At 48.0% G+C, this 13,047-nt stretch carries 15 protein-coding genes and 1 tRNA gene; 4 read left to right on the forward strand and 12 right to left on the reverse strand.

Going from position 1 to position 13,047, the window contains the following annotated elements:
• Nucleotides 1-25 precede the first annotated feature (25 nt).
• The gene (locus tag J0M30_13520; protein MBN8668515.1) at nucleotides 26-877 is read left to right on the forward strand and encodes a dienelactone hydrolase family protein; all 852 of its coding nucleotides are present in this window, start codon (nucleotides 26-28) and stop codon (nucleotides 875-877) included.
• Between the two features lie 8 nt (nucleotides 878-885).
• On the opposite strand, the gene J0M30_13525 is transcribed toward J0M30_13520, so the two are convergent.
• Nucleotides 886-1,806: a hypothetical protein gene (locus J0M30_13525; GenBank protein ID MBN8668516.1), complete on the reverse strand. Its 921-nt coding sequence runs from the start codon at nucleotides 1,804-1,806 to the stop codon at nucleotides 886-888.
• 81 nt (nucleotides 1,807-1,887) lie between these two features.
• On the opposite strand from J0M30_13525, the gene J0M30_13530 reads away from it, so the two are divergent.
• The gene (locus J0M30_13530) at nucleotides 1,888-2,544 is read left to right on the forward strand and encodes a J domain-containing protein (GenBank protein MBN8668517.1); all 657 of its coding nucleotides are present in this window, start codon (nucleotides 1,888-1,890) and stop codon (nucleotides 2,542-2,544) included.
• A 98-nt stretch (nucleotides 2,545-2,642) separates the two neighbouring features.
• Here the strand turns inward: J0M30_13530 and J0M30_13535 are convergent, their stop codons facing one another.
• Nucleotides 2,643-3,431: a universal stress protein gene (locus J0M30_13535; protein ID MBN8668518.1), complete on the reverse strand. Its 789-nt coding sequence runs from the start codon at nucleotides 3,429-3,431 to the stop codon at nucleotides 2,643-2,645.
• Nucleotides 3,432-3,523: 92 nt separating this feature from the next.
• Nucleotides 3,524-4,108 carry an N-acetyltransferase gene (locus tag J0M30_13540; GenBank protein MBN8668519.1) on the reverse strand — a complete coding sequence of 195 codons (585 nt, stop codon included), beginning with the start codon at nucleotides 4,106-4,108 and terminating at the stop codon, nucleotides 3,524-3,526.
• 71 nt (nucleotides 4,109-4,179) lie between these two features.
• On the opposite strand from J0M30_13540, the gene J0M30_13545 reads away from it, so the two are divergent.
• Nucleotides 4,180-4,253: transfer RNA gene (locus J0M30_13545), tRNA-Met, on the forward strand.
• A gap of 76 nt (nucleotides 4,254-4,329) precedes the next feature.
• Here the strand turns inward: J0M30_13545 and mgrA are convergent.
• From mgrA to J0M30_13580, 7 genes are all read right to left on the reverse strand, one after another.
• Nucleotides 4,330-5,331, reverse strand: a complete 1,002-nt coding sequence (mgrA, locus tag J0M30_13550; GenBank protein MBN8668520.1) for an L-glyceraldehyde 3-phosphate reductase — start codon at nucleotides 5,329-5,331, stop codon at nucleotides 4,330-4,332.
• A 50-nt stretch (nucleotides 5,332-5,381) separates the two neighbouring features.
• Nucleotides 5,382-7,448: a tungsten formylmethanofuran dehydrogenase gene (locus J0M30_13555; protein ID MBN8668521.1), complete on the reverse strand. Its 2,067-nt coding sequence runs from the start codon at nucleotides 7,446-7,448 to the stop codon at nucleotides 5,382-5,384.
• 57 nt (nucleotides 7,449-7,505) lie between these two features.
• Nucleotides 7,506-8,117, reverse strand: coding sequence for a fumarylacetoacetate hydrolase family protein (locus J0M30_13560; GenBank protein ID MBN8668522.1), 612 nt, complete (start codon nucleotides 8,115-8,117; stop codon nucleotides 7,506-7,508).
• Nucleotides 8,118-8,253: 136 nt separating this feature from the next.
• On the reverse strand, nucleotides 8,254-8,829 hold the full coding sequence (locus J0M30_13565) for an aminoacyl-tRNA hydrolase (protein MBN8668523.1): 576 nt from the start codon (nucleotides 8,827-8,829) through the stop codon (nucleotides 8,254-8,256).
• A 115-nt stretch (nucleotides 8,830-8,944) separates the two neighbouring features.
• Complete coding sequence (locus J0M30_13570) at nucleotides 8,945-9,562, reverse strand: 50S ribosomal protein L25 (GenBank protein MBN8668524.1); 618 nt, start codon at nucleotides 9,560-9,562, stop codon at nucleotides 8,945-8,947.
• Nucleotides 9,563-9,587: 25 nt separating this feature from the next.
• A complete protein-coding gene (locus J0M30_13575; GenBank protein MBN8668525.1) occupies nucleotides 9,588-10,541 on the reverse strand; it encodes a ribose-phosphate pyrophosphokinase in 954 nt (317 codons plus the stop codon).
• Between the two features lie 83 nt (nucleotides 10,542-10,624).
• Nucleotides 10,625-10,840: a hypothetical protein gene (locus J0M30_13580; GenBank protein ID MBN8668526.1), complete on the reverse strand. Its 216-nt coding sequence runs from the start codon at nucleotides 10,838-10,840 to the stop codon at nucleotides 10,625-10,627.
• A gap of 111 nt (nucleotides 10,841-10,951) precedes the next feature.
• Between J0M30_13580 and radC the strand changes: the two genes are divergently transcribed.
• Nucleotides 10,952-11,644, forward strand: coding sequence for a DNA repair protein RadC (gene radC / locus J0M30_13585; GenBank protein ID MBN8668527.1), 693 nt, complete (start codon nucleotides 10,952-10,954; stop codon nucleotides 11,642-11,644).
• A gap of 48 nt (nucleotides 11,645-11,692) precedes the next feature.
• Here radC and J0M30_13590 read toward each other — a convergent pair whose 3' ends face one another.
• Nucleotides 11,693-12,007, reverse strand: coding sequence for a DUF3467 domain-containing protein (locus J0M30_13590; GenBank protein MBN8668528.1), 315 nt, complete (start codon nucleotides 12,005-12,007; stop codon nucleotides 11,693-11,695).
• Nucleotides 12,008-12,076: 69 nt separating this feature from the next.
• Nucleotides 12,077-13,015: a hypothetical protein gene (locus J0M30_13595; GenBank protein MBN8668529.1), complete on the reverse strand. Its 939-nt coding sequence runs from the start codon at nucleotides 13,013-13,015 to the stop codon at nucleotides 12,077-12,079.
• Between the last annotated feature and the right edge of the window lie 32 nt (nucleotides 13,016-13,047).

A 13,047-nucleotide genomic window follows, 5' to 3' on the forward strand; every position in this document is an offset into this window, starting at 1 on the left:
ATATCCAACCAAAAACGAAACGATCATGGACCAACGCATCATCCATCTTTACGATGAATACACCCATAAACCGCTCAGCCGCCAGGATTTTTTAAAAAGGCTCTCCCTACTTGCCGGAAGTACGGCCGCTGCCATGGCTTTATTACCTATGTTGGAAAACAACTATGCCAAAGCCGCGGTCACTACCCAGGATGACCTTTTCACCGAATACATAAAATATCCGGGGGTGCCGAATGAAATGACCGCCTATATAGCCCGTCCAAAAGAGGAGAAGAAATACCCGGCCATAATTGTCATTCACGAAAACCGCGGACTGAATGCCCATATTGAAGATGTGGCCCGGCGTGCGGCTCGTGCCGGTTATCTGGCCATTGCGCCTAATGCCCTGTCTGCACTGGGTAAAACATTTGCTAATGAAGATGAAGCCCGTACAGCCTTCCGTGACCTGAAAGCCGAAGACAATCTTCAAAACTTTATTGCCGGATACAACTATCTCTCGTCAAGAAAAGATTACAATGGCCGGGCTGGTTGTGTAGGCTTTTGCTGGGGAGGTGGAATGTCAAACGACCTGGCTGTTAACCTGCCGGGATTAAAAGCAGCCGTTGCTTTCTATGGCCGGCAAGCCAATGCAGCCGATGTGCCTAAAATAAAAGCTGCCGTTCAATTGCATTATGCCGGTCTTGATGAACGGATCAACCAGGGTATAGCCGCCTATGAAGCGGCACTTAAGGAGCAGGGTACGCATTACGAATTGTATATGTACGAGAATGTGAACCATGCCTTCCACAACGATACGGCCGGCGCAAGGTATAATGAAGAAGCGGCCAAACTGGCCTGGGGACGAACCATCGAGTTTTTTGGAAAACATGTAAAATAGCATCCGTTTTACCGGCCGGTAAACCGATTGACGAGATCGATCACTTTTTTCCCATCTGCACTTTCAAAACGATACCTGACCAGGTATTTTTTATTATTGGGTTCCTGAGGAGCCAGCGGAACCGTCACCAGGATATTCACCTTATCCTTTTCCTGGCTGTTGGTTTGTGCCACGTAATGACCGATCGACTTGGCGGGTAATTTTTCCTCACCTTTTTCATCATAGATCCAAACCTGCCATTTTCCACCCTTTCCCTCTTCCGGAGTAAGGCTTTTTATCTCCGGAATGCGAATGGAATGATAAAGGGATTTCGGGAAATAAAGACTGTCCATATAGGTTTCCGGTTTGCCAAAGGTTACACCAGTGGCAATCACCTCATACCCTGTGAAAGATTGAGCTCCGGTGGTCACTGATGTCTGCTCAAGGGGAATACCTGATTCTACTATCTGTACGGGAAATATCATCCGCAACTTGCCCTTCCCTTTCAAATCAAAAAAAGTGATATAGAGTGTACACTTATCTCCTGCTTTAGTTTTTTCATTAAAGCCCAGGTTGAGCTTAAGCGATTTTAAACTAAACTCATCCATACCGATACCGGCCTGGTTGCCAAACATATTCGGAGCATAACCCAGCGTATCTTTCTTTTCGCCAAGGATCAGTACTTCCAATCCGGGATAAGACCGGCCTTCCGCATCCTTTTTAAATCCGGTAGGTTCTTTGAGTTCGATCTTGAATTCTGTTTTGATCGGCAAACGGTTGCTCGTCCAGGTTTGTCCATCCAGACTAACCTCAATACGCGTAGCATTCAACCCTTCTTTGAAATACCGTATTCCCGTAAATGGAAGTACCCCAAACTCCTGCGCCAGGCTAAAAAAGGGCGATAAGAAAAAAAGAGAAAGGACTATCAGCAGATGAAAGGGTTTGCGCATCCGGAAATTTTTATTGAAAGTATAATGAATTCATGGCAATGCCAATACCCTGGGCCGGGTATTGCCTATCTTTAGGGCTTCATGCTGTTAAAAGATTATTATCAGATCCTTGGATTGGAACCTGGTGCCGGTGCCAGAGAGATCAAACAAGCCTATAGGCAACTTGCCCATAAATTTCACCCCGATAAATCGGGCGGGGATGTCTATGCCCAAACCCGCTACCTGGAGATAAAAGAGGCCTACGAAACTTTGATCAATCCTGCCCGAAAAGAAGCCTATCTCCAGCAACGCTGGTACCAGCAAAGCATGGGTAAAAAAATGACCAGCACCGGAGCCGATACACCCGAAACCATCCTGAACAAGGCAATCGAGATCAACCGCTATGCCGCCTCTTTAAACCCCTACCGGATCGACCGGATCACGCTCAAACAATACCTGGCCGATCTTCTGGATGACGCCAGCATTTCAATGCTGAATACATTTAAGGAGCTTTCGATCAATGAGCAGATCGGGCTCCTATTGCTTGAACCTACCGGGCTGCTTCGCGCCCAGGACGCAGAAGAAATCATTTACCGGATAAAAAAGATCCTCCTGCCCGATGAACACCTGCAGAAAAAAGCCGATAGCCTCCTGGATCAACTCCGCAATGCCGAACGAAAAAAGAACTACGAACCGTGGTTGCTGGTGTTGCTGACGGTGATATTATGTGTGGTGTTTTTTCTGGTTGGAAGGAAGTGAGGGGAGGCGTGAGACGTGAGTTTCGTGAGGCGTGAGGCGTGAAGCGTGAGACGTGAGGCATCTCACGCTTCACGTCTCACGTCTCACGCCTCTAAAATTCATTCCCCTATCGCCAGCACCGGTGTCGCAATCTGAAAAACAAGGTTCTGTGTATGCGAAGTATTGAATAACTTCTTAAACCAGGAATGTTTTTTAGGTAAGACTATGACCACGTCTACAAATTGCAGCTTGGCAAAATCAACGATGGCTTTCTCGGTCTTATCCGCATAAACATAGGGAAATGAATGAGGCACATTTTTTAACATAGTGCCTACCATGCGTACATCCATCACGGCTTCGGGTGGGTTTTCGCTGGTTGTGGGTAATATGCTTAACACAAATACTTCTCCGCCCGTAAGCTGAAGTGTTTTGATGAGTGGAATAACGGGTAACTGTGAAAAATCGGACCGGTAATCTACGGCCAGGGCCAAACGTTGTATGCCATGAAAGTCCGCTTCAGGGGGTATGACCAATACGGGTACCTGGCTGTCTTCAATGACGGAATAGGCATTGCTTCCCCATTTATACGGATCACCTCCTGAAACTCCATTGGTGCCCATGAGTACCAGGTCCACTTTAAATTCACTGGCCACTACCGGAAGCAGGTCTTTCAGCTTTCCATGCCGGGCACTGTATTCAATCGATCGGAGTCCAAATAAACCAGGCTCAATATCCAAGCGAAGTTGATCCATAGCTGCCTGAACCTCTGCATCTGATTTAACCGAGGCCGGGTCATTCGCATGAAAGATCACCAGGCCGGCGTCTACTTGTTTGGCCATCCGGATGGCATAGGCAATGGCATTTCTCGCTGTGGCCGAAAAATCAGTGGGAACAAGAATCTTGCTCATGATAAACGGTTTGGTGAATAATAGTATGATCCAATATACCTTTTGTACCCGTTTATTTCAATGACATGAGCCGGCGCCGGCAATGACTCTGCTCAAAGCAAGGGAGAGGCCCGATGTTCATTTAGAATGGATTGGACCACAGTCTGATCCAGGTCACCAAAAGCAATAGGCGATTGAGGTTGATAGGGATGTTCCTGCAGTTTGATCTGCATCCAGGCTACATCATGCCACACATCCAATTTGAAACCTACTTTGTCATAAGTGGCAAAATGCCTGAACCCGATCTTTTCATGAAAACGAATGGAGGGCGGATTTGGAAGCGTGATCACCGCATAGGCATTGATATACCCCATTATCCGCAACAGGTGTAAAAGGGTAAGATATAATCTATTTGCCACGCCTTTACCCCTCGAACCGGGGGCCAGATAGATCGATGTCTCTACACACCACTTATACCCTTCCCGTTCCCGGTAACGGCTGGCATAGGCATAACCGGTGACCTTGCCGTTGGTTTCCTCCACCAGCCAGGGGAATTGAGGTAACCCCATCCTGACACGGGAAGTAAACTCCTCTATCCCAGGCACCAACACCTCCTGGGTAATCCCGGAATGCAGGATAAATGGCTGGTATATTTCAAGCATGGACGGGGCATCCCCGGGAGTAGCAATTCGAAGCATAATGATTATAAAGAATGAAAATAATCCATTTTCCCAATTCAGGTCCTCGCTGTATATTTGCACCCCATTTTGGCGGGATAGCTCAGGTGGTTAGAGCGTTGGATTCATAACCCAAAGGTCTCGGGTTCAACTCCCGATCCCGCTACAGATATAAGGCTCCGAAGGAGCCTTTTTTTATAGAGATCAAAAGCTAATAGCCAATAGTTAACAGCTGATTACCCTTAGTTTGTTCTCCCGGACAGAATCATCTCTATTCTGGCTAATTCCCCTTCGGAGAAAGAAACCTGATTGAGCGCCCCCAAATTATCGTTTAATTGAGCCACGGAGCTGGCCCCGACCAGCACCGAGGTCACTCGTTTGTCCTTCAGGAGCCAGGCGATGGCCATCTGTGCGAGGCTCTGACCTCGTTCGCGGGCTAATTCGTTCAAGGCAGTAATACGGGCCCTGACCTCCGGAGTAATGGTCTTGGATTGAAGAAACCCATGTTGCTTGGCCGCCCTGGAACCATCCGGGATACCTGTGAGGTATTTGTTGGTGAGCAAACCCTGGGCCAGGGGCGAAAAAGGTATACAACCCATGCCATGCTCTTCGAGGGTATCCAGCAAACCATTCTCCACCCAGCGGTCAAACATGGAATAACGGGGTTGATGTATGATACATGGTGTACCCAGTTTATTCAGGATCAGCATGGCCTTCCAGGTCTCCTCCGCTGTATAACTTGAAATACCCACATATAAGGCTTTCCCGCTTCTGACAGCTGAATCAAGGGCCATCATCGTCTCTTCCAACGGCGTATCGGGGTCTGGTCGATGGGAATAAAAAATATCTACATAATCAAGCCCCATCCGCTTCAGGCTTTGGTCTAAACTCGCCAGGAGGTATTTGCGTGAACCCCATTCGCCATAGGGGCCAGGCCACATGAGGTATCCGGCCTTGGTAGAAATGATGAGTTCATCCCGAAGCCATCCGGTAAAATTATTTCGCAGGATGCGGCCAAAATTCTCTTCTGCTGAACCCGGAGGCGGGCCATAATTATTTGCCAGATCAAAATGTGTAATGCCCCGGTCAAAGGCCGAGAGAATCATTTTCTCTGCCTCGACCTGATCATCCACATGACCGAAATTATGCCATAAACCAAGGGACAATTGAGGCAATTTCAATCCACTGTTACCGCAACGGTTATAAACCATCGAATCATAGCGATTGGGAGAAGGCGTGTACATAACAGTAGGAATTTGGTGAAACAAAGATAACAGCTAATAGCTGTTAGCTGTTAGTATTGGAAGAGATCTTTAATAATCCTGCTGATCTTCTGCGGGCTTGGCAGGACTGCCGCCTCGAGGTCTTTATTCAACGGAATAGCGGGTACATTCAATGCCCCGCACACTTGCACAGGAGCATCAAGCCATTGAAAACATTGTTGCGCGATACGACCGGCCAGTGCTTCGGCAAATGAATTGTTCTGCTGTTCCTCGGTAAGTACCAGACAGCGACCGTGCTTTTTCACGGTTGTAAAAACAAGTTCCTCATCCAAAGGAAAAAGAGTGCGCAGATCAAGTATATCCAGGCGACCGGGATATTCTTTTTCCACCTGCTTTGCCCAATAAACACCCATACCGTAGGTAATGATACAGGCCGTATTTCCCTCGGTCACCTGCCGGGTATTTGCAGCCAATACCAGGTTGGCCTTTCCGAATGGAAGGATATAATCCCTGGATGGTTCGGTTGTTTTAGCCTCCTCCGTACCCGGTACCTTTCCCCAATACAAACCTTTATGCTCCAGCATCACCACGGGGTTCCCATCATAATAGGCCGCTTTCATCAACCCTTTCATATCAGCAGCATTGGAAGGATAGGCGATCTTGATCCCTTTGATGGACAAAAGTGTGGATTCAATACTACCACTATGATACGGCCCGCCACCTCCATATGCGCCAATGGGCACCCGAATGATGGTGGAAACCGGGAATTTTCCCCGGCTCAGGTAACATGATTTGGATATTTCACTCACAAGTTGATTAAATCCGGGATAGATATAATCCGCAAATTGAACCTCCACAATGGGCTTTACTCCTGTGGCGCTAAGTCCTACAGTGGACCCAATTATATAGGCCTCCTGTATGGCTGTATTGAACACCCGGTGTTCCCCAAATTTCTCTCCCAGTGTGGCCGCTTCGCGGAATACACCACCCAGCCGTTTCCCTACATCCTGGCCGAAAAAGATACACTCGGGATGTTCCTCCATCAATTCGCGAATGGCGAATAAAGCCGCATCCACCATCATCACTTTTTCCTTTCCGGCCGGTTGCCGTTCTCCTTTTTCTTCGATTACGGGACTTGGGGAAAATATGTCCTGCGTGGCGGTTTCCGGTGCAGGTTCCGGTGAAGCCACCGCACGGTCAAAGTCGGACCTCACTGTTTCAGCCGCATTTTTTTCTATTCGTTGTATTTCTTCCTCTCCCACTCCTTTTTCCAGCAATAATTTTCGCAGCAAAGGACGTGGATCGAAACGCGACTGATCATTCAGGTCAGACTCTGTTCGATAAAATTCTTTGCGTACACCACTTGTATGGTGGTTCAACAGGGGAACCCGGGCATGAACCAGCCAGGGTTTTCTGTTTTTCCGCACATCATTGATCACGGATGTCATGGCGTCAAAAGCGGCAGAAAAATCCGTCCCGTCGATACTGATCTTTTGCAAACCCTTGAATCCATCTGCATATTCATAGGCATTCATCGCACGTGTTTCGGAAGCTGTGGCACTGATGCCCCATTCGTTATCCTGTACGAGATAAATGATCGGTAATTGTTTTAGGACGGCAAACTGAAGCGCTTCGCTCACCTCACCTTCGGTAACGCTTCCATCACCCAGTGAGCAAATCACGATCGGGTTTTCTCCATTTGGTCCTTTTACCCTTTTTTCAGATCCTGTTTGTTCGAGATACTGTAATCCATGCGCTACACCGGTGGTAGGTATTGCCTGCATTCCGGTAGCACTGCTTTGATGGATCATCCGTACCCTTCCCGGGTCGTTGGCATTGGGATGGGAGTAATAGGATCGGCCACCGCTAAACGGGTCGGCATCCCGGGTCAACAATTGAAGCATGAGTTCGAAAGGTGTATAGCCAAGTCCTAACAAGAGGCTTTCATCGCGGTAATAGGGGCTTACAAAGTCACCCGGAAGAAGTTGAAACCCGGTGGCCAGTTGAATAGCTTCGTGCCCCCGCGATGTGGAGTGAACATATTTACAGATCGTGCGGTTGGCTTCATAGGTCTCGGCCATTTCCTTGGCCAGACACATAAGGCGGTACGCGCGTATCAGAATAGGCGTTTCGATCATGGCCCCAAAAATAATCAGGATTTTGGGATGGAAAGGATTTAGTTGATGAGTGCCCGGTTACTTGACTTCCAGGTTCAGGAGAACCTCATCTTCAAGATAACCTTCCAGTTCATCACCTACCACCAATTCACCGACCCCTTTTGGAGTGCCGGTAAAAATCAGGTCACCGATGTTAACAGAAAAGTAGTTGGAGATATGAGCAACGATCTCATCAAACGAGTGGATCATCAATTCCGAGCTGCCCTGTTGGACAAGTTCCTTATTCTTATATAAACTGAAATTGATATCCTTTTTGTTTTTGAGCGCGTTCAAAGGAATCCATTTACCAATGGCGGCGGAATTATCCCAGGCTTTGGCTTTTTCCCAGGGAAGGCCTTTTTCCTTTAATTCGTTCTGCAGGTCACGTGCGGTAAAGTCGATCCCTACAGTTACGGCGTCATAATATTTATTGGCAAATTTTTCCTGAATATACTTCCCATTCTTGCTGATACGCAGCACCAGTTCACATTCATAATGCAATTCGTTGGTGAACTCGGGATAATAAAAAGGTGTATGTGGTTGAAGGAGGGCGCTTTTGGGCTTCATGAATATCACAGGTTCATCAGGAACCTCGTTTCCCAACTCTTCAGCATGGGCAACATAGTTACGGCCTACGCAAAATATCTTCATAAAAATGGAGCGTTTACAGTTAAATACATCGGATACTATTCCACAGGACTGTTCATCCCATATATTCCGGCATCATAAAACGATTGGATTCTAATACATTGAAGGGGCTGCTAAATTAAGTATTCCCCTTCAATTCTCATAGCGAATACTCTTTATTATTTACTTCGTTCATGGCGGCCGTCAGGCCCTGGAGGATGAATAAGTCGATGGCTTCAACGGCTTTAGTGGCTTTGAACCTGACCAGGGGGAGTTCCTTTTCGGACCATCGGCCAAGCACAAAATCGGATTGTTTTCCTTTCGGATAATCGTTCCCGATGCCAAACCGAAGCCGGGGGTATTGGTCAGATCCAAGCACTTCTTCGAGGCTTTTCAGCCCATTATGGCCGCCGGCGCTTCCCGAAGGTTTTATCCGGATCTTGGAAAGCGGGAGGGCCAGTTCGTCGACGATCACAAAGGTCCTTTCCAGGGGGACCGACAGTTTATCTGACCAGTATTTTACGGCCCTTCCACTCAGGTTCATAAAGGTGGAGGGCTTGATGCAGGTCGCTATTTTGCCTTTGATCTTGAATTCAGCCACAGCAGCCAGCCGGTCGGTTTGGTAAAACCCACCATGTTTGGCGGCAAACTCGTCAACAATATCAAAACCGATATTGTGACGGGTCTGTCGGTATTCCTCTCCAATATTTCCCAGGCCAACGATGAGATACCTCATGATCGAAAATTACCTTCTTTTTTAGAATATGAACCAAAAGACATAAAAAAACACGCAGGCCTGAACCTGCGTGTTGATTATTTGAACCGGACGAGCGAAGTCCTCTCCAGTAGGCTTATTTTTTCTCAGCGGCAGGAGCAGCGGCAGCAGGGGCAGCGGGTTTATCACCAGCGGCTTCCTCTTGTTTCAGCTGACGGGTCATTACCACAGAAGCGATAGGAATACGGGGAGAATTCAACACCTCGTAATTATCGGCCTTTACATCTTCTACACGGATGTTCTCGTTCAGTTTAAGATTTTCGACATCCACTTCGATCACCTCTTTCAGGTATTTGGGATAGGTCTTGATCTTCAGGGATTTCATCTTGATATTCATCTTACCACCGTCTTTTACTCCGGAGGCAACACCAACGAATTTCAAGGGAATGGTTGCAACAACTTTTCTGTCTTCTACCAGTTCCATCAGGTCAACGTGAATGAGTTTGTCGGACACTTTATCAAACTGCAGGTCTTTGAGGATGCAGCGATAGGTGTTTCCGTCGATCTTTACCTCGGCCAGTTGGAAGTTCGGTGTGTACACCAGCGGTTTGAATTCGACAGCCGGCGCGAAGAAACTGATTTCTTTGGCACCCCCGTAAATTACACCTGGCACTTGATCCTGAGAGCGAAGCTGGCGGGTGGCTTCTTTGCCGTGTTCGGTCCTCAGTTGTCCTTCGATTGTAATCGTGTTCATGCTATGTTAATTAAAATGGTTACGCTTACTTGTTCCTTCTTTGCGAATGGATAAAGAGACTGGTGATGCTCTTGTTCTCAAACGCGTTCCGGATCGTGGTGGCAAACAAACCGGCGGTAGAAAGCACTTTGATCTTTTTGTACTCCTGCCGCAGGGGGATGGTATCACACACGACCAATTCTTCCAACACACTGCTTTCAATATTGTCGTGGGCCTTTCCACTTAAGACCGGGTGAGTGATCATGGCCCGTACGGTTCGCGCTCCTTTTTCTTTGAGGAGTTGCGCACTTTTGGCCAGGGTTCCACCCGTATCACAGATGTCATCAATGATGATCACATCCCTGTCTGTCACATCCCCGATAACAACCATGCTCGAAATCTCGTTGGCCCGCTTCCGGTGTTTGTCGCAGATCACCATTTCCACTTCAAAATAACTGGCGATCTCACGGATCCGGTTGCTGGCTCCCACATCGGGGGCCGCAAAGGTAAGGTTTTCAAGCTGAAGTTGCTCTATGTAAGGGATAAAAACAGCTGAACTGTCGAGGTGGTCCACCGGGATGTCAAAATAGCCCTGAATCTGGGGTGCGTGGAGGTCCATCGTGATCACCCGATCGGCGCCAGCAGCAGTTAACATATTGGCTACCAGCTTACTACCAATCGCCACCCGGGGGCGGTCCTTGCGGTCCTGGCGGGAATAGCCATAATAGGGAATAACGGCGATGATCCGGTAGGCTGAGGCCCTTTTGGCTGCATCGATCATCAGGAGCAGCTCCATCAGGTTGTCTGAAGGGGAATAGGTGCTTTGGACCAAAAAAACAAAATCTCCCCGGATACTCTCCTGGAAGATCGGTTGAATCTCCCCATCACTGAACCGTTGGATGGAGACGTTACCCAATTGGGTACCATAGCGTTTACAGATCTCACGGGCCAATTCCTGGGAACCGGTTCCGGCAAAGATCTTTGCAGTAGGTGTTTGCATAGCCTTATTCGAATGTGCGGCGAAGATAATGTTTCATCGCATAGGCCACAAACACCCACCGGTATTTGGAGGAAATTAATGGGCTATTGAATAGAAGCCACAGAAACGACTCCGTTATTCGATGCTTCTGCCTTTTTCTCAGCTTTCTTTTCTGTTTTTACATACGAACTGTTGGCGTTACAGCTGTAAAAGATTGTAGAACAGATAAAAATGGAGAAAAACAGGGCAACGGCATAAACTCCGGCAAAAAACAGGATGGGATGCAAGGCGCCCACGGGGGTAAAGGTTCTTCTTCTCATAGATGTTGGATCGTTTGTGTTTTCAAAGGTTGTTGGATGTCTGGTTTACAACGACGGCCATACCGTGTAAGTTGTATTGACGAGGATAAATTTATTTTCTAATCTTGGCCCATGCAAGAGAATTATTACCCGATAAAACACTGGGCAAAGGACGACAGGCCGAGAGAAAAATTACTTATGAAAGGCCCGGCTGCCCTTAGCCATGCCGAGCTTTTGGCGATCCTGATGCAGAATGGAACCAGGGAAAGATCCGCGCTTGACCTGGCCCGTGAGGTCATGAAATTGGGAAACGATGACCTGAATCAACTTGGAAGATTGACAATCAAAGACTTAATGACCATCCGCGGAGTAGGTCAGGCAAAGGCCATCATTCTTACGGCCTGCCTGGAGCTGGGGCGTCGCCGTCAGGCCACAGAGGCCCTCTCCCAGGACGCTATCACCAGCAGCAAGGATGTAGCGGGCTACCTCCAACATCTGCTAAAGGACCATACCCATGAGGTCTTTGCAGTACTCTTTCTCAACCGGGCCAACCGGATCAACCATTTTGAGATCATCAGCCAGGGAGGGATCACGGGTACCGTGGCCGACCCGCGTATCATATTTAAAAAGGCCTTACAGGAGGAGGCGGTAAGTATCATCCTTTGTCATAACCACCCCTCCGGTAATCTGAAACCAAGCCGCGCCGATCAGGAACTCACCCAGAAAATCAAGGAAGCCTCCCAGTTTCTGGATATCAAACTGCTGGACCATATTATCGTGAGCAGAGAGGGGTATTACTCGTTTGCGGATGAAGGCGGGTTGTAAGGCGTGAGACGTGAGTCGTGAGACTTGAGATATCTCACGTCTCACGACTCAGGCTTGCGCCGTAGGCCCGCCAAAATTCATTGGAATCGAAATCTCTTCGAGGTCTTTGATTACCCCGTTGGCTGATTCATAGCGCTCGATATTTTCCACCAGGGCTTTCATAAAACGTTTGGCGTGTTGCGGGGTAAGTATGATCCTGGATTTTACTTTGCTTTTAGGCGTTCCGGGCATCACATTCACGAAATCGATCACAAACTCAGCATGGGAATGTGTGATAATGGCCAGGTTGGCATAACTGCCTTCGGCGATCTCCTCGGATATCTCAATATTGAGCTGATTGTGGGGGGCGTTTTGTTCAGACATGATAATGATTTAAAATAAAACAGGGGGTAATGATACCCCCTGCGAAATTAGTTGAAAGATGTTACAACCTTAGCGCGGACGCAGATAGGTCAGGGTGTCAAACTTTTGTCTGGTTGGTGTACCAGCCCACTGATAAGCAGCGTAGATGGTCTTGGTGGCCGGATCGTAGCGGTTGTTGGCACCTGCAATAGGTTGTAAAGCGGGGAAACCAAGCGGTACAGCGCGGGGACCAATATTTGAAAGAGTAACTGTATTGTCGGTATTGATGGTCATACGCACCTGAAGGCTGGGGCCGGAAGCATCGCCAAAATAGGTTAAACCTCCTGTTGAGAAGTTGGTAAACACGGTAGCGAAATCCCAGTCAATGCTGCGGGGACCGGAGCTCGGGAAATCCCATTCAGCAACGGTTCCATTACCACCGATGGTTACTGTGGGGTGGACCAGACGATAGCGAATACGGTAAACACCATCCCAGGCATTTTTGGCGCCTAACTCAACTGCCATTTTGCTTTTTGCTCCGCTGATTTCAGCACCAGGTGCTTCAGCCAGGGCAAAGCCCAATCCCACACGACCAAGTGTAAGAAGTGTAGTGGGGTTCAATACGATCTTCAACGTTTTGGAGAACTCACCCGGCTTGAAGGTAACTGTCCAGTACTGACCATCAAATGGATTGTCGGCATGGCTGGTATAAACATTGCGTGGAAGTTCTACTATGCCATCACCGATAAGTTCGGTGATAGCTGTATTGCTCAGCGCTATTTTAACTACCTGTGTGCTGTTCAGGGTAGCTTCATTAGGTGTATTACGACGTATCTCGATCAGATCAACGGTGATATTGCTGGCCACCAGATCGAGGGCGATATTCTTTGCGCCATTCTCTGCTTCAGGCAGGAGAACCAATGTTTTTTCGTTGCTTTTGATCTTGCTGGTTTCTTCTGCTTTTTCGCAGGACACCAACATGGACAATGAAATAGATGCAAAAAGGACAGGGAGTATACCTTTTCTCATATGTAGTGTTTACAGTTAGTTGTAAGGCACTA

Source organism: Chitinophagales bacterium, assembly GCA_017303415.1.
Lineage (GTDB): Bacteria > Bacteroidota > Bacteroidia > Chitinophagales > Chitinophagaceae > SpSt-398.

What these genes read in the sequence shown, in the direction of transcription:
- J0M30_13555 (MBN8668521.1), bottom strand. Translation starts at nt 7,448, where the DNA reads ATGATCGAAACGCCTATTCTGATACGCGCGTACCGCCTTATGTGTCTG.
- J0M30_13525 (MBN8668516.1), bottom strand. Translation starts at nt 1,806, where the DNA reads ATGCGCAAACCCTTTCATCTGCTGATAGTCCTTTCTCTTTTTTTCTTA.
- J0M30_13540 (MBN8668519.1), bottom strand. Translation starts at nt 4,108, where the DNA reads ATGCTTCGAATTGCTACTCCCGGGGATGCCCCGTCCATGCTTGAAATA.
- J0M30_13595 (MBN8668529.1), bottom strand. Translation starts at nt 13,015, where the DNA reads ATGAGAAAAGGTATACTCCCTGTCCTTTTTGCATCTATTTCATTGTCC.
- J0M30_13520 (MBN8668515.1), top strand. Translation starts at nt 26, where the DNA reads ATGGACCAACGCATCATCCATCTTTACGATGAATACACCCATAAACCG.
- radC (MBN8668527.1), top strand. Translation starts at nt 10,952, where the DNA reads ATGCAAGAGAATTATTACCCGATAAAACACTGGGCAAAGGACGACAGG.
- J0M30_13570 (MBN8668524.1), bottom strand. Translation starts at nt 9,562, where the DNA reads ATGAACACGATTACAATCGAAGGACAACTGAGGACCGAACACGGCAAA.
- J0M30_13575 (MBN8668525.1), bottom strand. Translation starts at nt 10,541, where the DNA reads ATGCAAACACCTACTGCAAAGATCTTTGCCGGAACCGGTTCCCAGGAA.
- mgrA (MBN8668520.1), bottom strand. Translation starts at nt 5,331, where the DNA reads ATGTACACGCCTTCTCCCAATCGCTATGATTCGATGGTTTATAACCGT.
- J0M30_13565 (MBN8668523.1), bottom strand. Translation starts at nt 8,829, where the DNA reads ATGAGGTATCTCATCGTTGGCCTGGGAAATATTGGAGAGGAATACCGA.
- J0M30_13535 (MBN8668518.1), bottom strand. Translation starts at nt 3,431, where the DNA reads ATGAGCAAGATTCTTGTTCCCACTGATTTTTCGGCCACAGCGAGAAAT.
- J0M30_13560 (MBN8668522.1), bottom strand. Translation starts at nt 8,117, where the DNA reads ATGAAGATATTTTGCGTAGGCCGTAACTATGTTGCCCATGCTGAAGAG.
- J0M30_13530 (MBN8668517.1), top strand. Translation starts at nt 1,888, where the DNA reads ATGCTGTTAAAAGATTATTATCAGATCCTTGGATTGGAACCTGGTGCC.
- J0M30_13590 (MBN8668528.1), bottom strand. Translation starts at nt 12,007, where the DNA reads ATGTCTGAACAAAACGCCCCCCACAATCAGCTCAATATTGAGATATCC.
- J0M30_13580 (MBN8668526.1), bottom strand. Translation starts at nt 10,840, where the DNA reads ATGAGAAGAAGAACCTTTACCCCCGTGGGCGCCTTGCATCCCATCCTG.